Consider the following 22,632-nt stretch of genomic DNA (forward strand, 5'->3'; position numbering starts at 1 on the left):
CGAAGCCGCTCAGGCAGGGCCGGGCCCGCCTCGAAGCCGTTCATACACGTGGAACGTCAAGTCACAGGACTAACGCCCGTGCCAGTAGCGCGGTGCGACTACGCGTTGCGCCGCGACGCTCACGCCGTCGTCGCGCACCTCGACGCGGATCGCGCCCTGGCTGTCGGTGCGCCAGTTGCGCGCCCCGGAAGCCGCCCAGCCGGCCCACACTGCCGGATGCGGATGGCGGAACGGATTGAGGTAACCGACCGTGAAGATCGCGGCTTGCGCCTGGATGGCCGTGATGAACGCCGCACTCGAGGACGAACGGCTGCCATGGTGCGGCACGATCACGACATCGCTCGCCAGCGCGTCGGCCGACCGCGCGAGCAGCGTGCGCTCGGCCCACGCCTCGATGTCCCCGGCGAGCAGCACGGACCCGCCCGGGGCGGCGATGCGGAGCACGCACGACCTGTCGTTGTCGCGACGCGGGTCATCCCCTGCGCCCGGATGCAGCACTTCGAAATCGACGCCATCCCAGTGCCAGCGCTCGCCGGCGACACAGGAAACGGGCGCAACGCGGTCGGCGCGGAGCGGGTGCCCGGGCGGCAGGTCCGCCAGCATATCGACAATCTCCACACCCTCCATCAGTGACGCCGCGCCGCCCGTGTGGTCGAGGTCGTCATGCGAAATCACGAGGCGATCGAGCCGCCGCACTCCGAGCGCGCCCAGATAGGGCAACAGCACACGCTCCCCCGCATCCACGTCCGGCCCGTAAGCCGGCCCGGTGTCGTACATCAGGTCGTGTCGGGCCGTTTGCAGGTGCGCTGCCATGCCATTGCCGACGTCGAGCACTGTCAGGCGAAACTCGCCCGGCGCCGGGCGCGGTGGCGACCAGGCGAGCAGCGGCAGCATCGCCAGCGCGCCGACATGACGGGTGGGAGTGCCTCGCGGCAGCAGCAGCCACAGCACACCGGCGCTCCCCGCAACGGCGAGCAGCGGCAGCGGCGCGGCCTGCTGCCACATCGCGAACGGCATGTCCGCGAGCCATTCGAGAGCGACCATCATCAACCCGGTCAGCCAGTGCGCCAGTTCCAGCAGCGGCGGGAACGGCAGCACGATCGCGGCCAGCACGAGCGGGGTGATCAGAAAACTCACCAGCGGAATCGCGAACGCATTGGCAAACGGCGACAGCAGCGAGAACGCGTTGAACAGCACGAGCAGCACCGGAACGGTCGCCAGCGTGATGGCGAGCTGCGTCGTCACCGCAACACGCCAGCCCGGCATGCTGCCGGTGCGCCCGCCAACGACGTACATGATCGCCGCGACGGCGCCGAACGACAGCCAGAATCCCGCCGACAGGACTGCCCACGGGTCGATCACCAGCACCGTGAACAACGCGAGGGCGATGATGCGGCTGCCTGCCGACTCGCGCCCGAGCAGCAGCGCCAGCGCCACCACCGAGAGCATGATCAGCGAGCGCTGCGTCGGAATGCCGAGGCCCGCGAGCAGCGAATAGGCCGCTGCGGCGGCAAGCCCCGCGAGCGCCGCCGCCTTCCTTGCCGGGAACCTCAGCGTCAGCGCCGGGATGCGCCGCCACCCCCACCCGGCAATGCCGCCGACCACCAGCGCGATCATCGACACGTGCAATCCGGAGATGCTGACGAGGTGGGCGACCGCCGTCTTGCGAAATACCGTCCATTGCTCCTGCGCGATCGCGTTCTGGTCACCGACGGCCAGCGCGACGAGAACGCCGGCGTATTCGGCGCCGGGGAGCGTCGCGAGAAAACGGTCGCGCACCGAATCGCGCAGGCGGTGGACGAGGACCATCGGACTGGCGACGAGCGGATCGAGCAGGACGTTTTCCCCTTTCGCCCGCACGTAGCCCGTTGCCCGAAGGCCGCGCTCCAGCAGCCACGCTTCGTAATCGAAGCCGCCGGGATTGGCCAGGCCGTGCGGGCGTTTCAGGCGCAGCGTCAGCTTCCAGCGCTCGCCCGGTCGCAGCGACGGGAGGTGTCCCTTGTCGTCCGCATCCTCGTCGCCGGCGGCACGGGCGCGCGGAGCGTACCAAGACACCAGCATCCGCTGCGGTACCGGCGCGGTCGCCGATTCGACACGCAGCACGAAGCGCACGCTGCGATCGAGGGTTCGCGGCAGCTCGTCGATGACGCCGGTGACGACCACGTCGCGTCCTTCCCAGGCCATCGGCAGCTCATCGGCGAGACGCCATTGCGCCCGCCCCGCCGACCAAACGAACCCGGCAGCAAGCGCCAAGAGGCACATTCCGGCGAGGCGCATGCGAGCTCCGGCGCGCCACACCGCCGCCACGACCGCGCCGCCCGCAGCAAGAAGCACGACCAGCGAACCGGTGCCGGGCAGCTCCGGAAGCCCCTGGCACAGCCAGACGCCCAGCGCAAAGGCGATTATTGACATTCGCATATCGCGCACATCATGCCTGCGGCCGGGAAGCGCTGACAAGCTCGTCGCCGCGTTTGGGACTTGCCCGGCGAACCATTAGAATCGCCGCTCCGAACCGGATGACCATGCGCAAGATCCTCAAGCGTTTTCTGCCGAAGCACGAAACGATTCGCTCCAACCGCTGGCTGCGGCCGTTCGCGAGCACGCTGCTGCACCCGCGGCTTTGGCACCTGAATCGCCATTCGGCAGCCGGCGGCTTCGCGGTCGGATTGTTCTGCGGCATGATCCCCGGGCCGCTGCAGGCCGGCGCGGCAGCGATCTGTTGCCTGGTGTTCCGCGTCAACCTGCCGCTGGCGATCATCACGACGCTGTATTCGAACCCGGTGACGATCGTCCCCCTGTATTTTCTCGCCTACAAGATCGGCAGCTGGGCGATGGGCATCAACGGGCAGGAGTTCGCGCCGCCGCCCGAACTCGGCGAGCTGACGCTGATCGCGTGGGGTGGCGCGCTCGTGGACTGGATGGCGGGCCTGGGCAAGCCGCTCGGGCTCGGCCTGATCCTGCTCGCAGCGACGCTGTCGCTGCTCGGCTACCTCGCCGTCAAGGCAGCGTGGCGAATCTGGCTGATCCGCACCTGGCACGGCCGCCGCACTCATCGCAACGGCGGCTGAACGCCGTGCCGCTCAGGTGAGGCGGCCGTCGTCGAGCCGCAGCGTGCGCTGCGCGCGCCCGGCGAGCTGCTCGTCGTGCGTGACGATGATGAAGCTCGTTGCGAGCCGCTCGTTGAGGCTCAGCATCAGGTCGAACACGCTCTGCGCGGTGCGTCGGTCGAGATTGCCGGTCGGCTCGTCCGCGAGCACACACGCCGGTTGCGTCACCAGCGCCCGCGCGATCGCCGCCCGCTGGCGCTCGCCTCCGGACAACTCGCCCGGCGCATGGTCGAGCCGGTGCCCGAGACCGACTTCCTCGAGCATCGCGACCGCCCGTGCGTTCGCCGCCTCGCGTTCCAGGCGCCGGATGTAGAGCGGCATCGCGACGTTCTCGAGCGCCGAGAACTCCGGCAGCAGGTGGTGAAACTGATACACGAAGCCGAGCGCCTCGTTGCGCACCCGGCCGCGCTCGGCCTCCGACATGCGCGAGAAATCGCGTCCGCGCAGGCGCACCGCGCCCGCGCTCGGCACATCCAGGCCGCCGAGCAGATGCAGCAAAGTGCTTTTGCCCGAACCGGACGCACCGACGATCGCGATGCGTTCGCCGCATGCGACGGCGAGCGTCACCCCATTGAGCACCTGCAGCGCGTCGGCCCCTTCGCGGAAAGTCTTCGACAGGCCTTCGCAGGCCAGCACCGGCTGATTCGTTGATTCACTCATAGCGCAGGGCCTCGGCCGGATTCACGCGCGACGCGCGCCAGCTCGGATACAGCGTCGCCACCAGCGTCAGCACGAAAGACAGCGACACGATCGTGATGACGTCGGCGGGCAGCACTTTCGACGGCAGCTCGCTGATGTAGTAGATTTCCTTGTTCCACAACGTCGCGCCCGTGACCTGCTCGAGGGCGGGAATCACGATGTCGAGGTTGTGCGCCAGCAACAATCCGCCGGCGACGCCCGCGGCAAGGCCGACGAGGCCGATGATCGCGCCCTGCAGCACGAAAATCGCCATGATCGACGCGGGACTCGCGCCCAGCGTGCGCAGGATCGCGATGTCGGCATATTTCTCCTGCACCGCCATCACCAGTGTCGACACGATGTTGAACGCCGCGACCGCGACGATCAGGAACAGAATGATCGTCATCATCGTTTTCTCCAGCGCCACGGCGCGGAAGAAATTCGCGTGGCTGCGCGTCCAGTCGCTGACGGAGACAGGGCTTTCGATCACACCGGGCAGTTCGCGCGCGACGCGCGGCGCGGCGAACAGGTCGTCGAGCTTCAGCCGCACGCCGCTGACACGCTCGTCCATGCGGTACAGCGCCTGCGCATCGCGCAAGTGGATCAGCGCGAGGCCGGAGTCGTACTCGAACATCCCCGCCTCGAAAATCCCGACGACCTCGAACTGCTTGACCCGCGGCAGCACTGCCGCCGGCGTCACGAGCCCTTGCGGGGCGATCAGCGTCACCTTGTCGCCGAGCTGCGCCTGCAGCGCGAACGCGAGGTCGCGCCCGAGCACGATGCCGAAGCGCCCGGGCTGCAGCGCGTCGAAGCTGCCCGAGCGCATGAAGCGCACGAAATCGGCGACGCCGTCTTCGGCTGCCGGCAGCACGCCGCGCACCAGCGTGCCGCGCACCGCCTGGTCGAACGACAGCATCCCCTGCTCCTGGATGTATGGCGCCGTGGCGACGACGTCCGGGTGGCGCGCGGCCTGGTCAGCCACCTGCTGCCACGCCTCGAGCTCGCCGTCGAAACCGGACACCTGCACGTGCGAAGCGACGCCGAGGATGCGCGTGCGCAACTCCTCCTGGAAGCCGTTCATCACCGACAGCACGACGATCAGCGCGGCGACGCCCAGCGCGGTGCCGAGCATCGACACGAGCGAGATGAAGGAGATGAAGCGGTTGCGCCCCTGCGCCCGCTTGCGCGACCGGGTGTAACGCAAGCCGACGAGGATTTCGTAACGCATCGGGTGGGGGCAGCGGCGAAAAGGCGCCATTCTGCCGCAATGACGGATCGAGCGCGACGAACGGCCTGCAGGATCGCGAAAAATCGCCACCACTCCGCTCGTTTCGATGCGTCCTGCGTCTGTCGATGCTATCAAGATGGCAATCAAATACAGCCGTTCGCCTTGAGCCCTTCGACTTCGCTCAGGACAGGATTGTCGAAGGGCTCAGCCCGAAGGGTATTTGGTTGCCGGGCTAATAACGAGAACCGCAATCCGGCGCGCACCGAGCGCGGCGTCGGCTCCCGGCCGGACCCGATCGCGTCGTGCCCTCGGACCTGCCGGGCGCTGTGCTAGACTCGATCGGCTTCTTGTTGCGGTCGCTCCATGCAGATTCACCTCGTCATTCCCGGCCTGATCTGGCCCGGCGCTTCGCTCGTCGCCCCCGCAGCGGGCATCGAACTTCCCGCACTCGCACGACTCCTCGGCCTCGGCCGGCGCGAGCATCGGGACTTCGAGCCGCTCGACCTCCAGCTTGCGCGCCTGTTCGGTTTGGGCACCCGCCCGTCCGACGGCCCGCTGCCGCTGGCCGCGCTGCGCCGCCTCGGCGAATCGGCACCGCTTGCGCCCGATCCGGGCGGCGATTGGCTGTGCGCCGACCCCGTGAACCTGTCCTTCGCGCGCGAGCACCTGCTGCTCAACGATTTTCCGGCCGATGAACTCGACGAGGACGAGGTCTCGACGTTGATTGCCGCCCTCAACGACAGTTTCGGCGATCTTGGCCGCTTCGAAGCATGCACGCCGACGCGCTGGTACCTCCGCCTGGCCGCGCCGACCCGCGCCAGGCTTTTTCCGCTGCATGACGTCATCGGACGGCCTATCCGCCAGTTCCTCCCGGAAGGCGACGACGCCCGCCTGTGGCAGCGCACGATGAACGAAGTGCAGGTGCTGCTGCACAACCATCCGCTCAACCAGGCGCGCGAAGCCGCCGGGCGGCGGCCCGCGAACAGCCTGTGGTTCTGGGGTGCAGGCACGCTGGAAAACGCCCCCGCAGCGACGCTGCCCGCAGTGCAGGCAGCCGAACCGCTCGCCCGCGGCATGGTGCGCGCCGCCGGAGGCGAAGCCGCGGCGCCGGAGCTCGCGACGGCGTTGCGCGAAGACACGATCGTCGTCCTCGACACGTTCCTCCACGCGGCACGACAGCTCGATCTGGATACTTGGCGCAGCAACCTCGCCACGCTCGAACGCGACTGGATCGCACCGCTCGTCGAGGCGCTCGGCGATGGCCGCGTGCAGAAGCTGACTCTCACCGCCCCTGGCGACCGCGGCACGTTCGAACTCGTCGTGCGCGCCGGCGAACGCTGGAAGTTCTGGCGCAAACCGCTCGCTTTCGACGCGCTTCTCAAATCGCTCACCCCGCCGGCTCCGTCTCTCCCCGCAGAGCCGGTGACCGCTCCTGCCCGCCCCGACCGATGACACGCATCCAGTCCCGCAACGTCCCGCCCCGTGCCGTCCAGCATCTGATCGACAGCGGCACCCATCCGCTGCTCGCGCGCATCTACGCGGCGCGCGGCGTCTCGCGGCGCGAGGAGCTCGACTACGGGCTCAAGGCGCTGCTGCCACCGGCGGCGCTGCGCGGCACCGACGAAGCCGCGCAACTGCTCGCCGACGCGATCGAGGCCGGCGCGCGGATGGTGATCGTCGCCGACTACGACTGCGACGGCGCCACCGCCTGCGCAGTCGGCATCCGCGCGTTGCGCGCCTTCGGCGCCGACGTCGGCTATCTCGTGCCGAACCGTTTCGAATACGGCTACGGCCTCACGCCGGCGATCGTCGAACTGGCCGCGCAGATGCAGCCCGACCTGCTGATCACCGTCGATAACGGCATCGCCAGCGTCGAAGGGATCGCCGCCGCGCGCAGCTACGGCATGGCGACGCTGATCACCGACCACCACCTGCCCGCCGACACGCTCCCCGATGCAGACGTCATCGTCAATCCGAACCAGCCCGGCTGCGACTTTCCAAGCAAGGCGCTCGCCGGCGTCGGCGTGATGTTCTACACGATGCTCGCGCTGCGCGCCGAGCTGCGCAGCCGCGGCGCGTTCTCCGGGCGGCAGGAGCCGAACCTCGGCGAGCTGCTCGATCTGGTCGCGCTCGGCACCGTCGCCGACGTCGTGAAGCTCGACCACAACAACCGCATCCTCGTCGCCCAGGGGCTCGCGCGCATGCGTGCCGGGCGGATGCAGCCCGGCATCCGCGCGCTGTTCGCCGCCGCCGGGCGCGAGCCCGAACGCGCGAACACTTTCGACCTCGGCTTCGCGCTCGGCCCCCGTCTGAACGCCGCCGGGCGGCTGTCGGACATGAGCCTGGGCATCGAATGCCTGATCAGCGACGACATGGGCCGGGCGCTGAACATCGCGCAGGACCTCGACAGGCTCAACCGCGAACGGCGCGGCATCGAACACGGCATGCAGGAAGAGGCGCTGATGCGGCTCACGGGCTTCGATCCCGGGCAGAGCGCGACCGTGAGCCTGTTCGAGCCCGACTGGCACCAGGGCGTCATCGGGATCGTCGCCGGACGCATCAAGGAGAAACTGCACCGACCCGTCGTCGCGTTCGCGCGCGGCGCGGACGGCGAACTGAAAGGATCGGGGCGCTCGATCGCCAACGTGCACCTGCGCGACGCGCTCGATCTCGTCGCCAAGCGGCATCCCCAGCTGATCCTGCGCTTCGGTGGCCACGCGATGGCGGCAGGCCTGACGATCCGCGAGACGGATTACCCGCGCTTCCGGGGAGCATTCGAGGAGATCGTCCAGTCACTCGTCGGCACTGCTGACCTGACGCGCACGCTCGAAACCGACGGCGCGCTCGAAAGCGGTTACATGACGCTCGATTCGGCGCGGCTGATCGAACAGGACATCTGGGGACAGGGCTTCGCAGCCCCGGTGTTCGAGGATCGTTTCCGCGTCGACAACCAGCGTCTGCTCAAGGACAAGCACCTGAAGCTGCAGTTGTCGAAGAACGGCGCGCGCTTCGACGCGATCCGCTTCAACTTCGCCGACAGCGCGGGCGCGAACATCCATGCCGCCTACCGGCTCGCGCCGAACGAATACAACGGGGTCACCAGCCTGCAGCTGATGCTCGAACATTTCGACACCGTTTAGCGTCGCGGGCCTGTTGCCGCGCCTTCCGTCGCGGCCGATCAATTTCGTCTATCTATCCAAAAGAAATATTATTGTGCACTGCACATAACCATGCTGAGGAAGTGGATATAATCGGAAGCGACCAATAACCGCAAGAGGATCGCGCCATGAAACCTTCCTTTCTCATTTCGTCGATGCTTGCCCTCGCTGTCGCCAGCCCGGTCGCGCTCGCACACAAGCAGGGAGACATCCTCGTGCGCGCCGGCGCGGCGATGGTGGCTCCGGACATCGGCGAATCCAGCGTCTCGACGCCGGCCGGAAAGATTTCGGGGTCGGATGTCGAGGTGAGCGACGACACGCAGCTCGGCCTGACGCTCGGCTACATGCTCACGGACCACGTCGGCATCGAACTGCTCGCAGCGACGCCGTTCGAGCACGACGTCACGCTCAAACACATGAATGGCCTCAACGGCAAGCTCGCGACGATCAAGCAGCTTCCGCCGACCCTCTCGCTGCAGTATTTCCCGCTGGACCCGTCGTCGAAGTGGCAGCCGTATGTCGGCGCCGGCATCAACTACACGTATTTCTTCGACGAGGAGCTCAAGGATGCGCGCAAGGCTCAAGGCTTCTCGCAGCTCGACCGCGAAAGTTCGTGGGGCCTCGCCGTCCAGGCCGGCATCGACTACATGTTGACCGACCGCATTATGCTGAACGCCGCAGTGTGGCGCACCGACATCGACAGCGAAGCGACTGCGCGCCTGAACGGGGCCAAAGTCAAAGTCGACATCGATATCGATCCGTGGGTGTACATGGTCGGCATCGGCTACCGCTTCTGAGCGTCGCCCGCGCCTCCCCCCGCGGAAAACCGGCGGCTCCCTCCGGGCCGCCGAATTCTTTTGGGCACGCCGGCGGCAGCGCTGGAGGGCGCACCGCGCGGGGGCTCGTCATCGCGGGTATACTTCGCGGTTTTCCGAATTTCCCGGAGCATCGCCATGGAAGCCGAACGCCTCAACGCCATCGCCCAGCAACTCGACGACCTCCGTTCGCGGGGTCGTGAACTTCGGAGGTATCTTTGACTACGATGAGAAATCATCGAAGCTCGAAGAAGTAACTCGCGCGCTCGAGGATCCGGCCGCGTGGGACAACGCGGCCCGCGCCCAGGAACTGGGCAAGGAAAAGCGCCAGCTCGAAGACGTGGTGCACAACCTGCGCGATATCGAAAGCCTGTCTTCGGACCTGAAGGACCTGTTCGATCTCGCTGAAGCCGAGGACGACGAAGACACGCTCGGAGCGGTCGAAGCGGACCTCGGCGAGCTTCAGGCGAAAGTGCATGCGCTCGAATTCCGCCGGATGTTCTCCAATCCGATGGACCCGAACCCGTGCTTCATCGAAATCCAGGCCGGTGCCGGTGGCACCGAGGCGCAGGACTGGGCGGGCATGCTCGAACGCATGTACCTGCGCTACTGCGAGCGCAAGGGCTTCAATGTCGAGGTCATGGAAGAATCCGAAGGCGAAGTCGCCGGCATCAAGGGCGCGACGATCAAGGTCAGCGGCGACTACGCTTACGGCTTCCTGCGCACCGAGACCGGCATCCACCGCCTCGTGCGCAAAAGCCCGTTCGACTCGAACGCGCGCCGCCACACGAGCTTCTCGTCGGTGTTCGTGTACCCGGAAGTCGACGACTCGATCCAGATCGACATCAACCCGGCCGACCTGCGCATTGACACCTATCGCGCTTCCGGCGCGGGCGGCCAGCACATCAACAAGACCGACTCGGCGGTGCGCATCACGCACGAGCCGACCGGCGTTGTCGTGCAGTGCCAGAACGACCGCTCGCAGCACAAGAACAAGGCCGAGGCGATGTCGATGCTGAAAGCGCGGCTGTACGAACTGGAACTGCGCAAGCGCCAGAGCGAACAGCAGAAGCTCGAAGACTCGAAGAGCGACATCGGCTGGGGCCACCAGATCCGCTCCTACGTGCTCGACCAGTCGCGCATCAAGGACCTGCGCACGAACTACGAAGTCGGCAACACCCAGGCCGTGCTCGACGGCGACCTCGACGACTTCATCGGGGCGAGCCTGAAACAGGGCGTCTGAGACCTTTGACCTCTTCGGGCGCGGCTGCCGCAATCGCGGCGTCAGCGCCCGGCACGGCCTTTTTTCCCGCGGATTTCACACGCGATTGACGCCCCCAGCCATACCCCGAGTCTAATCTTCCGACTGCGCCCGACACGTCCGGCGGGCATCGCGACAGGAGGAGAGAGACATGCAACACGCCGACCGACTCGGCAATATCTACAGCGGCGCCAGCGCTTCAGCGATCGAAGGCTTCGAGCAGGCGCTCAATGAGTTCCAGTGCTACATCGGTGATCCGGTGGCGACGATTGGCCAGGCCCTGGAAGACAGTCCCGGGTTCGCCATCGGGCACGTCTTCAATGCCTACCTGCACCTGCTCGGCACCGAGCCGGCCGCCCTTCCCACAGCGCGGGCGTCGGCCGAGACGGCCCACCGGCTTGCAGCGAATGCTCGCGAGCGCGGCCACCTCGCCGCCGTCGACCATCTCATCGACGGCGAATGGCGAGCCGCAGGCCGGATATTGGAAGACCTCGCAATCGACCATCCACGCGACGCGCTCGCCCTCCAGGCGGGCCACCTCACGGATTTCTATACTGGCGCGTCGCGCATGCTGCGCGACCGCGTCGCCCGCGCGCTGCCATCGTGGCCACCGGACATGCCCGGCTACCACAACCTGCTCGCGATGCACGCTTTCGGTTTAGAGGAAACGGGCCTTTATGAGCGCGCCGAAGCCGTCGGACGGCGGGCAGTCGAGATCGAGCCGCGCAACGGCTGGGGCCAGCACGCGGTCGCGCATGTGATGGAGATGCAAGGCCGACAGCGCGACGGCATCGGATGGATGCGCACGAATCTGGACGCGTGGTCGAGGGACAACTTCTTCGCCGTGCACAACTGGTGGCATCTCGCCCTCTTCCATCTCGACTTGGGCGAGATCGACGAAGTGCTGGCGCTCGTCGACGGACCGATCCATGGCGCGCGTTCACAGGTCGTGCTCGACATCGTCGATGCCGCGGCGCTGCTGTGGCGATTGCAGCTGCGGGGCGTGGACGTCGGTGCCCGGTGGGAAACGGTCGCCGACGCGTGGGCGCCGTTCGCCGCCGCAGGGAACTACTCGTTCAACGACGCGCACGCGATGATGGCCTTCGTCGGTGCAAACCGCGCGGAGCAGGCCCGTACGGTGCTCGCAAGCCAGGCGCGGGCGATGCGCGGGGCCGGCGACAACGCGATATTCATCCGTGAGGTCGGCGGCCCGGTGACGAATGCGATCCACGCATTCGGCGCCGGCGATTACGCGACGACGGTGCGCCTGCTGCGCCCGGTCCGCGACATCGCGCACCGCTTCGGCGGCAGCCATGCCCAGCGCGATCTCCTCGACCTGACTTTGCTCGAAGCGGCGCTGCGCGACGGACAGCTCGCGCTGGCGCGGGCCTTGGCCGCCGAACGCCTCGACCTGAAGCCCGCGAGCCCTGCCGCGCGTGAACTGATGCAGCGCGCCTGCAGCAGCGGCGTCGCGCTGGCTGCCTGAGCGTCGCCGCAGCCTCCCGCCCGGCCGCCTGCAATTTCACCCGCCCCTCCCCCGCTCATCCCGGCCGCTGCAGATCGGCCGGGATCGCGAGCCCGGCTCGTGCCAGGCCGGCAAGGAAATACCGCGCGTCCACGTCGCGGCGGAACGGGTTCACGTGCATCAGCCAGCGCGCCGTCTCGTCCGGTGCAATCGCGGGGCCGGCAGCGATGTTGCGCCGGTAGGCCTCATGGAACAGCGCCAGGTGGTGCGCAGCTTCCTCGAGGTTTCCGAGATGCGCGAACGCGGCCGCAAGGTAGGCATGGACATCGGTCGCGACGTCCGGCGCCTTCAGGCCGTATTCGATCGCGGTCTTGATGCGGCCCGAAAAAAGAAGCGGCCCGGCGGCGAACGCGAAGTACCAGTCGTCGTGGAAGGGGTTCAGGCGCATTGCCAGACGCGCCCGTTCGGCGCCGCGCTCCGCGTGGCCGAGAAACATGTCCGACACGGCAAGCTGCGCAAGGATGTCGGCGTCGTTGGGATTGAGTAGCTCGGCGCGCTGCAGGTGGCGATCGGCCTTGTCGAACTGGCGCCGGTAAAGGAGGATGCGTCCGAGGATGAAATGCGTGATCGGGTCGCGATCGTCCATCCGCACCCCGCGCTGGGCATAGTCGAAAGCCCTGCTCTCGTTCTCGGCCCAGCGGTCCCACGCGAGGCAGCTCCATTCGTTGAAATATGTCAGCGACAGACCCGAACAGGCGCGGGCGAAAGCGGGGTCGATCTCGAGCGCATGCTGGAACAGCGCGCGCGCCTCGGCATGGCTCTCGGGACTGGCGTGCCGCAGCTGCGCCATGCCGCGCAGCCAGCAATCGTAAGCGGCCAGGTCAGTGAGGGGCTTGCGCATCGCCTGCCGCAGCCGGTCGTCGTCGATGCGCGTCACCAGCGTTGCAGCGACCGCACGGCCGATCTCGTCCTGCGTAGCGGGAATGTCGTTCGGCACGACATCGAAGCGGCCGGACCACAGAAAACAGCCGCTTTCGGCCTCGACGAGCTCAGCGCCGATCCGCACCGATCCGGCGCTGCGGCGCACGCTGCCGCACAACAGGTAGCGTGCCCCGAGCCGCGCTGCGGTTTCCGCCGGCATCGCATGCGGATCGGCAGCGCCGAAAGACGAATGCGAAGCGATGACCCGCAGCGAACGGAATTGCGCCAGCTCGCGGATCACGTCCTCGGTGAAGCCGCGTGCGAAATAGCCCTGTTCTGCGTCGTCCGAGAGGTTTGCGAACGGCAACACCGCGATCAGCGGAGGATCGCCGCTCTTCTTATCGGCGGGCACCGGTCGTACGCGCACTTGCTGTCGCAAGGCTTCGGTGGCTGCGGACGGCGGAACTCCGAGTGTCGCCAGCGCAGTCTTGCAGCGTTCGTATTCGCGCATCGCCGAACCGAGGGCGCCGCGGCCCAGATGCAGTCGCATCAGCAACTGGTATGTCTCCTCGGCCGCCGGGTCGATCGCGAGCACGCGCTCGGCCAGCGCTGTCGCGGCCTCCACCTCACCCCCTTCGACCTGATGTGCGAGCAGCCTTACCATGCCGTTCAGCGCGATCCGCCGCAGTCGTTCAGCTTCGAGCGCGCGCCAGTCCTCGAACAGGGCCTCGTTCAGCGTGAAGCCGTCGAGAAAAGGACCGCGATAACGCTGGGCGGCGCGCTCCAGGGCCGACGGGCTACCTTCGGCCGACGCAGTCTCGAACTCCGCGACGTCGACCGTGACGCCATCGGGCACGAGGTGCAAGCCTTCACTGTTGGCCCCGATTACCGATTCGCCCGCGTCGTCGAGCGACTTGCGCAACTGCGTGAGCGCCTGGCGCAGACTCGCGCGTGCCTGCGCTTCGGCACTGCGGCCCCACAGCATGTCGGCAAGGCGTTCGCGTGAAAACACCGTGCCCATGCGGGACGCGAGAATCGCCAGCAAACCTGCTGCCTTGCGCGTGGGCAGGCTGACGGCGCGGCCACTGCGGAAGACCGAGAAGCCGCCGAGCATGTCGATGCGGACGTCCTTGCTGTCGCTCATTGTCGCGACTCCCTGCGCACCGTTTGCCCCGCCGTGCGATGACTGTCGCCAAGCGAGCGGTGACCCTCTGATAGGCCAGTATAGGCAGTGCAGCGGGGACGAACGCGCAGGGTGCGCTTGGGGGCGCTGTCAGCGCCGCGATGGAGAAAAGTGACACCGAAGTGCTGCAGCGTTTGCGCGGCCACGAGCGATGCAGGGCCGGAGGCAGCGCAAATATTCCGAACACCTAGGCTTCGGGCGGCTTTATGATGGTGCGTGGCCGAGCAGCGGGCCGAAGACTTGCAGCCGGGCCCCGCCCGGGCCGCTGCCCGTCCGCAACAATCGATGGAGGGACGCACCGCATGTTCGAGAGACTTTTCCGACGCTTCTCCGTGGTCGTCGCCGCGTGCGCGCTGCTCGGCCTCGGCGGCTGCGGTTACAACGATTTCCAGCGCCTCGACGAGCAGAGCAAGGCAGCCTGGGCCGAAGTGCTGAACCAGTACCAGCGCCGCGCCGATCTGATTCCAAACCTCGTGAACACCGTCAAAGGGGAAGCGAATTTCGAACAGGAAACCCTGACCCGCGTCATCGAAGCCCGCTCGCGCGCGACGGCGATCCAGGTCACGCCCGAGATGCTCGACGATCCGCAGGCGATGGAACGCTTCCAGCAGGCGCAGAGCCAACTCGGGGGCGCGCTGTCGCGGCTGCTCGCAGTGGCCGAAAACTATCCGAACCTGCGGGCGAACCAGGCTTTCCAGGACTTGCGCGTGCAGCTGGAAGGGACCGAGAACCGCATCACCGTCGCGCGTAACAGCTACATCAAGACGGTGCAGGAATATAACGTGCTCGCGCGCAGCTTTCCGACGAACCTGACGGCGATGATCTTCAGCTACGAGCCGAAAGCGGGTTTCACTGTCGCGAACGAACAGGAGATCTCGCGTCCGCCGAGCGTCGATTTCGGCACGTCGGGGGCGCGCTGAGCGACGGCGCGGCCCGGGACGATCATCCTCCGAGCTGATCCGATGAACTGCCCCTCCTGGCCCGCCCCCTCCTGGCCCGCTCCCTTCGCTGCCGGCCTGCAGGCCGTCGCCGCCACGGCCCGACGCTGCCTGGCGAACGCTTCGATCGCCTTCGCAGCCTTCGTCGCGCTCGCGGCACTGCTTGGCCCGGCCGCGGCGTTCGCGCAGGATCTGCAGCCGGTTCCTGCCCTGACTGCGCGCGTCATCGACCGGACCGGCACCCTCGATGCCGGCGAACAGCAGGCGCTCGAAGCGAAGCTCGCGGCCTTCGAAGCGGAACGCGGGGCCCAGATCGTCGTGCTGGTCGTTGCGACGACCGCTCCCGAGGACATCGCCGCCTACGCCTACCGCGTCGCGGCCGAGTGGAAGATCGGCCGGCGCGAAATCGGCGACGGCATCCTGATGGTCGTCGCGAAAGACGACCGCCGGGTGCGCATCGAAGTCGCCCGCGCGCTCGAAGGGGCGGTGCCTGATCTCGCCGCGTTCCACATCATCGATCGCGCGATCACGCCGGCTTTTCGCAGAGGCGAGTTTGCGGCCGGCATCGACGCCGGCCTCGACGCGCTGATGGCGCGCATCCGCGGTGAAAACCTGCCCTTGCCCGAGCCCGACATGCGCGGGCGCGGCGAAGCGCCATCGCTCGAAGACCTGGGCGCGTTCCTGTTCGTCGGCGTACCGATCGTGGGGGCGGTGCTCGTGGGCATGTTGGGGCGCAAGCTCGGCGCGCTCGCGACCGGCGGCGTCGCCGGCGTGCTCGCGCAGTTGCTGCTCGGCAGCCTGCTGCTGGCGATCGTCGCCGGCGTCGTCGCGTTCATTTTCGTGCTCGTGCTCGGCATCGGCGGAGGAGGCCGCGGTGGCCGCGGCGGAGGCGGCGGTTTTGGCGGCCCGATCATCTGGGGCGGGGGCAGCCGAGGTGGCGGTGGCGGATTCGGCGGCGGCGGATTCGGCTCCGGCGGCGGCGGGAGTTTCGGCGGCGGCGGCGCGTCGGGACGATGGTAGCGCTGCCGAACCGGAGCGGGAGTCATCGATGAACGCTGTGATGCGCGTGATACGCCACCTGTGGCTCGATTCCGACGATGCGCGTCGGGCGATCGGGGACGACACGCTGCAACGCCTCGAGGCGCGCGTGCACGACAGCGAACGGCGTCACACGGGCGAGATTTGCGTGTGCATTGAAGCGAGCCTGCCGATGAGTTACCTGTGGCGCCATTTACGGCGCCGCGTGCCGATCGAGCAGGTGGTGCGCGAGCGCGCGCTGACCGAATTCGGCAAGCTGCGGGTGTGGGATACCGAACTGAACAACGGCGTGCTGATCTACCTGCAACTGGCGGAGCACGGCATCGACATCATCGCCGACCGCGGTCTCGCGCGGCACGTCGAGGACGCCTACTGGCGGGAGACGCTGGCCAGCATGAGCGCTGAGTTCCGTGCCGGGCGCTACGAAGAGGGCCTCGGCCGCGCGATCGACGCCGTCACGGCAGCGCTCGAGCGGCACTTTCCGACCAGTCGCGGCCCGGGTGAAACTCCACCGCAGCGGGAGGATCAGCTTCCCAACCGTCCCGTGTTTCGCTAAGCCCCGCACCCGCTCCCCGGGCTTCCCGAGCAGGATTCAGCTCGCCTTCAACTGCCGGGCCACGAGCGCCGGATTGTCTTCGCTGTAAGCGGCCTTGATCGCGTCCCAGGCTTCTTCGGCGGTCTCGACGTAGTGGAAAAGCTCGACATCCTGCGGGCTGATCACGCCATGCTCGATCATCACGTCGAAGTCGATCAGGCGCTGCCAGAAGTCGCGGCCGATAAGAATGATCGGGCGGCGGCGGATCTTGCGCGTCTGCGTCAGGGTCAGCACTTCGAACAGTTCGTCGAGGGTGCCGAAACCGCCGGGAAAGCTTACGACCGCGACCGCGCGCATCAGGAAATGCATCTTGCGAATCGCGAAGTAATGGAACTGGAAACACAGCTCCGGCGTGATCCACGGGTTCGGCGCTTCCTCGAACGGCAGGAAAATGCTCATGCCCATGCTGCGCCCGCCCGCATCGTGCGCGCCGCGATTGCCCGCTTCCATGACTCCGGGCCCACCGCCAGTGGCGATGATGACGGGCTCGCCGAGCGCATCGGCTTCAAGCGTGACCAGCTCGGCAAAACGGCGCGCTTCAGCGTAGTAACGGGCGTTCTTCACCATCTGCTCGGCGCGCCGGATCGCGATCGGATCGTCGCCCGCGCGCGCCTCGTCCAGCATCGCGGCCGCCACCTCGGGCGACTTGAAGCGCGCGCTGCCGAACACCACGACCGTGGATTCGACCCCCTGCTCCTGCTGGATCAGCTCCGCCTTCAGCAGTTCGAGCTGCAGCCGCACCGGCCGCAGCTCCTCGCGCAGCAGGAATTCGTTGTCCGCAAACGCCATGCGGAAAGCGCTGCCGGGCGCGTCGTACGGCGAATGGGGTTTCGCGGCCTGGACTTCGTCCTGCGCGGACGGGAAATTGCGGGCGCGGATGTGGTGCGATTTCTTCATGCTCGGTTTTGCTCCGGAAAGTGATCGGCTCCCATGATCGCATTTTCGGCCGCGGATTTCGGTGTCACGAGAGCGACCGAAGAGTCGGGCAGGCGGGGCGATTGCTGCGGCGGCCCGGGAGAAAGCCGGCCGCCCTCGCCGACGGGCGCTACACGGGGACCATTCAGCGGCGCGAAACGCATCCCTCTTCGTTTCCCCCAGACGCGCATGAACCGGGTTCGCCCGCCGCGCTCGTGTAGCACCGCTTTCCCTTGGCCTTGGAGCGATACATCGCGGTGTCTGCCTGCTCCAGCAATCTTTCGCACGTGGTTTCCCTGCCGGAAGATATTGCAATGCCGATGCTCGCCGAGATGCCGATCGGGATTTCGCCAATCTGGTACGGTTCGGAAAGCGTTTCCACGAGTTTGCGAGCCAGGGCCGCCGCCCCGTCCGCTCCTGCGGCGAACATCACGACGACGAACTCGTCGCCGCCCAGACGGGCGGCGACGTCGGAACATCGAATCGCCCCGTTGATACGATGCGACACGACGCGCAAAAGCTCATCGCCGATTCCATGGCCATGGCAGTCGTTTACCGCCTTGAAACCATCGAGATCGATGTAAAGGAGAGCAAGCTCGCTGTCGCATCGCTGCGACAGTGCCACCTGCTTGTTGAGGATTTCGTCGAGCAGCACGCGGTTCGCCAGCCCCGTGAGTTCATCGTGCAGCGCCTTGTGCCGGGTCTGCTGCAGCATCGCGGATGCCTTGATCAGCGCTCCTCCGACCTCGTCGGCTTCCCGGAGCCGGAAGCTCGGAACGACGATCGGCTCACCCGAGCCCAGCGCCACGGCCGGACCCGTCAGTCCGGAAAAAGCGCCGGCAATCCGGCCTCCGAGCCTCCAGGCAAGAAGCAGACTGCTGCCGAGCAGAACCACCGTACCGAGGACCAGCCAGGCGAGCGACTGTCGCAGCTGGCTCGTGAGCGCTTTCCGGGGAATGCTGATGACCGTCGTCCACCGGGAAACGGCGGAGCGGCTGAAAACGGAGACGACAGGAAGACCGGCGTCGGTAAGGATTTCGACCGATCCCTCGGCGGCTTCGGCGAGCCTCGCTGTCAACGCCTGCGAACCCTTCCGCCCGATGAACTGCTCCGTTTCAGTGTGGGCAGCGACAATGCTTTCGCCATCGAGTATTTCGCCGGTCCAGCCGTGCGGCAGGCGCTGCTCGTTCAGGATCCCGGACAGGCGATCCGGAAAAAAACCCATGCTCAGAACGTAGACGATCCGCTCGTCGCCGTGCACCGGTACCGAGACGCTGAGCGCCGGCCGGTGCACCACCGGCCCGACAAAAAGCCCGGAGACATAGGTTCCCCCTGTTGCGAGGACGTGCCTCAACTGCGGCATCGCCCCTTCGAAAGGCAAGAGTTCGCCGAACGGCCGGAACGTGTTGATCCGCTGCCGGCCGCTCGTATCGGTGAGCACGACGTTATTCGCCGACTGGGTTTGCAGAACCTGCACCGCCTGGCGGTGGAAAGCCGCGAGATCGTTGGAAGCCAGGTAAGGCGACGTCGCGAGGACCTTCAGCGCCGACTCCGTCGCCGCCAGTTCACGATCGACGGCGGACGTCAGCGCGCGGGCAGTCGCGATCACCTCGCGCACGAGTTGAGCATTCTCGCGCTGATAGTCGTAGTGAATCAGCGCCGCGGTCATCAAGGATGCGGGCACGATGCACGCCATGACGAGCAGGGCGAGTCGGGAACGGATGGTCGGAGTGGATGCTTCCGTCATGGAGCGAGATCGCCGAACTGACCGGATTTTCGTTTTGGATCTTCAATGGCAGACCGCCGCGATGCCCAAGGGTAGCGCCTTCCCGCCTCCAGGGCCAGCCGATCGGATAAAGCGAATTGAATAACGCCAGGCGAATGACCTCCCATGATGAAACGGTGAATGGGTTCCGCTGCACGAACCCGGGCAGCGAACCATCCTGGCGTGACGAGTGCCATATGACTGCGGTCGCGTCGCCGACGACAAATTTTCCGGCGCACGAGCGGTCAAAACGCCAGTAGGGGGAACTCCCGATGATTGCCGTTTGCCTTCATCCCGGTCGATTGACGCTCGCCGAACTGCGCACGATCGCGTTCAGCGAGTGCCGGCTCGAGCTTGAACCAGGCTGCTTTTCGGCGATCGCGCGCGGCGCCGCGACGGTCGAGGCGATCGCGCACAGCGGCGAGCCGGCTTACGGCATCAACACCGGTTTCGGCCGCCTCGCGCAGACGCACATTCCGGACGATCAGCTCGAGCTGCTGCAGAAGAACCTAGTGCTGTCGCACGCGGTGGGCGTCGGCGAACCGCTTTCGCTGCCGACAGTGCGCCTCGTGCTGGCGCTGAAGATCGCGAGCCTTGCGCGCGGACACTCGGGTGTGCGCATGGAACTCATCGATGCGCTGCTCGGACTCTTCAACGCCGGCGTCGTGCCCCGCATACCGTCCAAGGGCTCGGTCGGCGCGAGCGGCGATCTCGCACCGCTCGCGCATCTTTCCGCGCTGCTGCTGGGCATCGGCGAAGCCGATATCGACGGCCGACGCGTGCCCGCAAGCGAAGCGCTGGCGATCGCGGGACTGGCGCCGATGAGGCTCGGGGCGAAGGAAGGGCTGGCGCTGCTCAACGGCACGCAGGTGTCTACGGCGCTGGCGCTTGTCAATCTGTTCGCGATCGAAACCGTATTCCGCACCGCGCTCGTCGCGGGGGCACTGTCGGTCGACGCCGCGGCCGGCTCGTTCAAGCCGTTCGATGCCCGGATTCACGTGTTGCGCGGTCAGCCGGGGCAGATCGACGCTGCTGCCACCTACCGTCAGCTGCTCGAAGGCAGCGGGATCAACCTCGCGCATCGCGACTGCGGCAAGGTGCAGGACCCGTACAGCCTGCGCTGCCAGCCGCAGGTCATGGGCGCCTGTCTCGACCAGATGCGCCACGCCGCGCGCGTGCTGCTGATCGAAGCGAACGCCGTATCCGACAACCCGCTGGTTTTTCCCGACAGCGGCGAAGTGCTGTCGGGCGGGAACTTCCATGCCGAGCCGGTCGCTTTCGCCGCGGACGCGCTCGCGCTCGCGGCGGCCGAGATCGGCGCGCTGTCCGAGCGGCGCATCGCGCTGCTGATCGACGCGACGCTGTCGGGCCTGCCGCCGTTCCTCGTCACCGAAGGCGGCGTCAATTCCGGTTTCATGATCGCGCAGGTCACCGCGGCCGCGCTCGCGTCCGAGAACAAGCTTCTCGCGCATCCGGCGAGCGTCGATTCGCTGCCGACGTCGGCGAACCAGGAAGATCACGTGTCGATGGCGACGTTCGCTGCACGCAAGCTCGGCGAGCTCGCCGACAACACCGCGACGATCCTCGCAATCGAGCTGCTCGCCGCGGCGCAGGGCGTCGAGCTGCGCGCTCCGCACTGCACTTCGCCGCGCCTGCAGGCCGTGCTCGCGCTGATCCGCAGCCGCGTTCCGCATTACGACATCGACCACTATTTCGCGCCGGACATCGCATCGATCAAGGACGACGTGTCGGCGGGAGCTTTCGGGCGCCATTGTCCCCTGTCCTTCGACTCCGAACGCGTGGCGGACGGCGATGCGTCCCGTTCGGCCGCGCAAGACGTCGAATCCCACTGAAGCGCTCCGAAGGAGGCCGCGATGAACGAAGTCCACAGCACCGATCCCCGCTACGCGCCGGGCCGCGTCGTGCGTTCGCCGCATGGCGCGACGTTGCACTGCCGCAACTGGCTGATCGAGGCCGCGTGGCGGATGATCCAGAACAACCTCGACCCCGAAGTCGCCGAGCACCCCGAACATCTCGTCGTCTATGGCGGCATGGGGCGCGCGGCGCGCGACTGGGCGTGCTTCGACACGATCCTCGCGACGCTGCGCGAACTGGGCGAGGACGAGACGCTGCTGGTGCAGTCCGGCAAGCCGGTCGGCGTGTTCCGCACCCACGTCGATGCGCCGCGCGTGCTGATCGCGAACTCCAACCTCGTGCCGAAGTGGGCAACGTGGGAGCACTTCAACGAGCTTGACCGCAAAGGCCTGATGATGTTCGGCCAGATGACGGCGGGCTCGTGGATCTACATTGGCTCGCAGGGCATCGTGCAGGGCACGTACGAGACTTTCACCGCCTGCGCCGATCGCCATTTCGGCGGGCAGGGCGCGCGGCGCTGGATCCTCACCGGCGGGCTCGGCGGCATGGGCGGCGCGCAGCCGCTCGCGGCGACGATGGCGGGGTTTTCGATGCTCGCAGTCGAGTGCGACGAGACGCGCATCGACCTGCGCCTGAAGACGCACTACCTTGACCGCAAGGCCGCGTCGCTCGACGAGGCGCTCGCCTTGCTCGACGCGGCGCGGGCGGAGGGCCGCACGCTGTCGGTGGGCCTCGTCGGCAACGCCGCCGACGTGTTCGAGGAGATCGCGCGCCGCGGCGTGATGCCCGACGTCGTCACCGACCAGACCAGCGCGCACGATCCGATCCACGGCTACCTGCCGCAAGGCTGGACGCTGCAGCAATGGCGCGAGCGCCAGCGCAGCGATCCGCAGAGCATCCTCGAACCGGCGAAGCGCTCGATGGCGAACCAGGTGCGCGCGATGCTCGCGTTGCAGCGGGCCGGTGCGGCGGTGTTCGACTACGGCAACAACATCCGCCAGATGGCGCGCGACGCCGGCGTCATCGACGCATTCGCCTTTCCCGGCTTCGTTCCGGCGTACATCCGCCCGCTGTTCTGCCGCGGCTACGGCCCGTTCCGCTGGGTCGCGCTGTCGGGTGACGCGAAGGACATCCATCGCACCGACGCGAAAGTGAAGGAGCTTATCCCCGACGACCGGCACCTGCACAACTGGCTCGACCTCGCCCGGCACCGCATCACGTTCCAGGGCCTGCCCGCGCGCATCTGCTGGCTCGGCCCGAAAGACCGTTACCGCGTCGGTCTCGCGTTCAACGAGATGGTCCGCCACGGCGAACTGCATGCGCCGATCGTCATCGGCCGCGACCATCTCGATACCGGTTCGGTCGCGAGCCCGAACCGTGAAACCGAGGCGATGCGCGACGGCTCCGACGCGGTATCCGACTGGCCGCTGCTCAACGCGCTGCTCAACACCGCGAGCGGCGCAACGTGGGTGTCGTTTCATCACGGCGGCGGCGTCGGCATGGGGTATTCGCAGCACGCCGGCCAGGTGATCGTCTGCGACGGCACCGACGGAGCGGCGCGCCGGATCGCACGGGTGCTGTTCAACGACCCGGCGAGCGGCGTGATGCGCCATGCCGACGCGGGGTACGAGGAAGCGCTCGCGACGGCACGGGAAATCGGCCTGCGCCTGCCGATGCACGACGCCTGATC

General features: G+C 67.3%; 17 protein-coding genes. 11 read left to right on the forward strand and 6 right to left on the reverse strand.

All coding sequences use genetic code 11. The features are described from left to right. Positions 1–69 precede the first annotated feature (69 nt). On the reverse strand, positions 70–2,418 hold the full coding sequence (locus tag PA01_14825; GenBank protein KON79754.1) for a DNA internalization-related competence protein ComEC/Rec2: 2,349 nt from the start codon (positions 2,416–2,418) through the stop codon (positions 70–72). A gap of 104 nt (positions 2,419–2,522) precedes the next feature. On the opposite strand from PA01_14825, the gene PA01_14830 reads away from it, so the two are divergent. After that, positions 2,523–3,068 (forward strand): DUF2062 domain-containing protein, encoded by a 546-nt coding sequence (locus tag PA01_14830; protein ID KON79755.1) that lies wholly within the window; start codon positions 2,523–2,525, stop codon positions 3,066–3,068. A 12-nt stretch (positions 3,069–3,080) separates the two neighbouring features. Here the strand turns inward: PA01_14830 and lolD are convergent, their stop codons facing one another. Next, on the reverse strand, positions 3,081–3,767 hold the full coding sequence (gene lolD / locus PA01_14835; GenBank protein KON79756.1) for a lipoprotein-releasing ABC transporter ATP-binding protein LolD: 687 nt from the start codon (positions 3,765–3,767) through the stop codon (positions 3,081–3,083). Beyond that, entirely contained in the window at positions 3,760–5,013 is a 1,254-nt protein-coding gene (locus PA01_14840; protein KON79757.1) for a lipoprotein-releasing ABC transporter permease subunit, read from the reverse strand. The genes lolD and PA01_14840 overlap by 8 nt, the downstream gene beginning before the upstream one ends. A 363-nt stretch (positions 5,014–5,376) precedes the next feature. Between PA01_14840 and PA01_14845 the strand changes: the two genes are divergently transcribed. From PA01_14845 to PA01_14865, 5 genes are all read left to right on the forward strand, one after another. Further along, positions 5,377–6,465 (forward strand): hypothetical protein, encoded by a 1,089-nt coding sequence (locus tag PA01_14845; protein KON79758.1) that lies wholly within the window; start codon positions 5,377–5,379, stop codon positions 6,463–6,465. Continuing rightward, positions 6,462–8,153 (forward strand): single-stranded-DNA-specific exonuclease RecJ, encoded by a 1,692-nt coding sequence (gene recJ, locus PA01_14850; GenBank protein ID KON79759.1) that lies wholly within the window; start codon positions 6,462–6,464, stop codon positions 8,151–8,153. Before PA01_14845 ends, recJ begins: the two co-directional genes overlap by 4 nt. A 146-nt stretch (positions 8,154–8,299) precedes the next feature. Continuing rightward, positions 8,300–8,968 (forward strand): outer membrane beta-barrel protein, encoded by a 669-nt coding sequence (locus PA01_14855; GenBank protein KON79760.1) that lies wholly within the window; start codon positions 8,300–8,302, stop codon positions 8,966–8,968. Positions 8,969–9,124: 156 nt separating this feature from the next. Next, a protein-coding gene (gene prfB / locus PA01_14860) for a peptide chain release factor 2 (protein ID KON80370.2) occupies positions 9,125–10,229 on the forward strand; the annotation gives its coding sequence in 2 pieces (ribosomal slippage) (positions 9,125–9,205 and positions 9,207–10,229; 1,104 coding nt in all). A gap of 169 nt (positions 10,230–10,398) precedes the next feature. Beyond that, on the forward strand, positions 10,399–11,733 hold the full coding sequence (locus PA01_14865) for a tetratricopeptide repeat protein (GenBank protein KON79761.1): 1,335 nt from the start codon (positions 10,399–10,401) through the stop codon (positions 11,731–11,733). A 55-nt stretch (positions 11,734–11,788) separates the two neighbouring features. Here the strand turns inward: PA01_14865 and PA01_14870 are convergent, their stop codons facing one another. After that, positions 11,789–13,777: a winged helix-turn-helix domain-containing protein gene (locus tag PA01_14870; GenBank protein ID KON79762.1), complete on the reverse strand. Its 1,989-nt coding sequence runs from the start codon at positions 13,775–13,777 to the stop codon at positions 11,789–11,791. 341 nt (positions 13,778–14,118) lie between these two features. Here PA01_14870 and PA01_14875 point away from each other — a divergent pair, with 341 nt between their 5' ends. The 3 genes from PA01_14875 to PA01_14885 are packed head-to-tail and all read left to right on the forward strand — an operon-like array spanning position 14,119 to position 16,348. Further along, a complete protein-coding gene (locus PA01_14875) occupies positions 14,119–14,736 on the forward strand; it encodes a LemA family protein (protein KON79763.1) in 618 nt (205 codons plus the stop codon). A gap of 42 nt (positions 14,737–14,778) precedes the next feature. Beyond that, the gene (locus PA01_14880) at positions 14,779–15,774 is read left to right on the forward strand and encodes a TPM domain-containing protein (protein KON80371.2); all 996 of its coding nucleotides are present in this window, start codon (positions 14,779–14,781) and stop codon (positions 15,772–15,774) included. Positions 15,775–15,802: 28 nt separating this feature from the next. Then, the gene (locus PA01_14885) at positions 15,803–16,348 is read left to right on the forward strand and encodes a TPM domain-containing protein (protein KON79764.1); all 546 of its coding nucleotides are present in this window, start codon (positions 15,803–15,805) and stop codon (positions 16,346–16,348) included. Between the two features lie 36 nt (positions 16,349–16,384). On the opposite strand, the gene PA01_14890 is transcribed toward PA01_14885, so the two are convergent. Further along, entirely contained in the window at positions 16,385–17,284 is a 900-nt protein-coding gene (locus PA01_14890; GenBank protein KON79765.1) for an LOG family protein, read from the reverse strand. A 163-nt stretch (positions 17,285–17,447) separates the two neighbouring features. Continuing rightward, a complete protein-coding gene (locus PA01_14895; GenBank protein ID KAI5912336.1) occupies positions 17,448–18,971 on the reverse strand; it encodes a sensor domain-containing diguanylate cyclase in 1,524 nt (507 codons plus the stop codon). A gap of 368 nt (positions 18,972–19,339) precedes the next feature. On the opposite strand from PA01_14895, the gene hutH reads away from it, so the two are divergent. Both hutH and PA01_14905 read left to right on the forward strand, forming a co-directional pair. Next, positions 19,340–20,920 carry a histidine ammonia-lyase gene (gene hutH / locus PA01_14900; protein ID KON79766.1) on the forward strand — a complete coding sequence of 527 codons (1,581 nt, stop codon included), beginning with the start codon at positions 19,340–19,342 and terminating at the stop codon, positions 20,918–20,920. Positions 20,921–20,941: 21 nt separating this feature from the next. Then, a complete protein-coding gene (locus PA01_14905; protein KON79767.1) occupies positions 20,942–22,630 on the forward strand; it encodes a urocanate hydratase in 1,689 nt (562 codons plus the stop codon). Positions 22,631–22,632 lie beyond the last annotated feature (2 nt).

This window comes from Azoarcus sp. PA01, assembly GCA_001274695.2.
GTDB lineage: Bacteria > Pseudomonadota > Gammaproteobacteria > Burkholderiales > Rhodocyclaceae > Aromatoleum.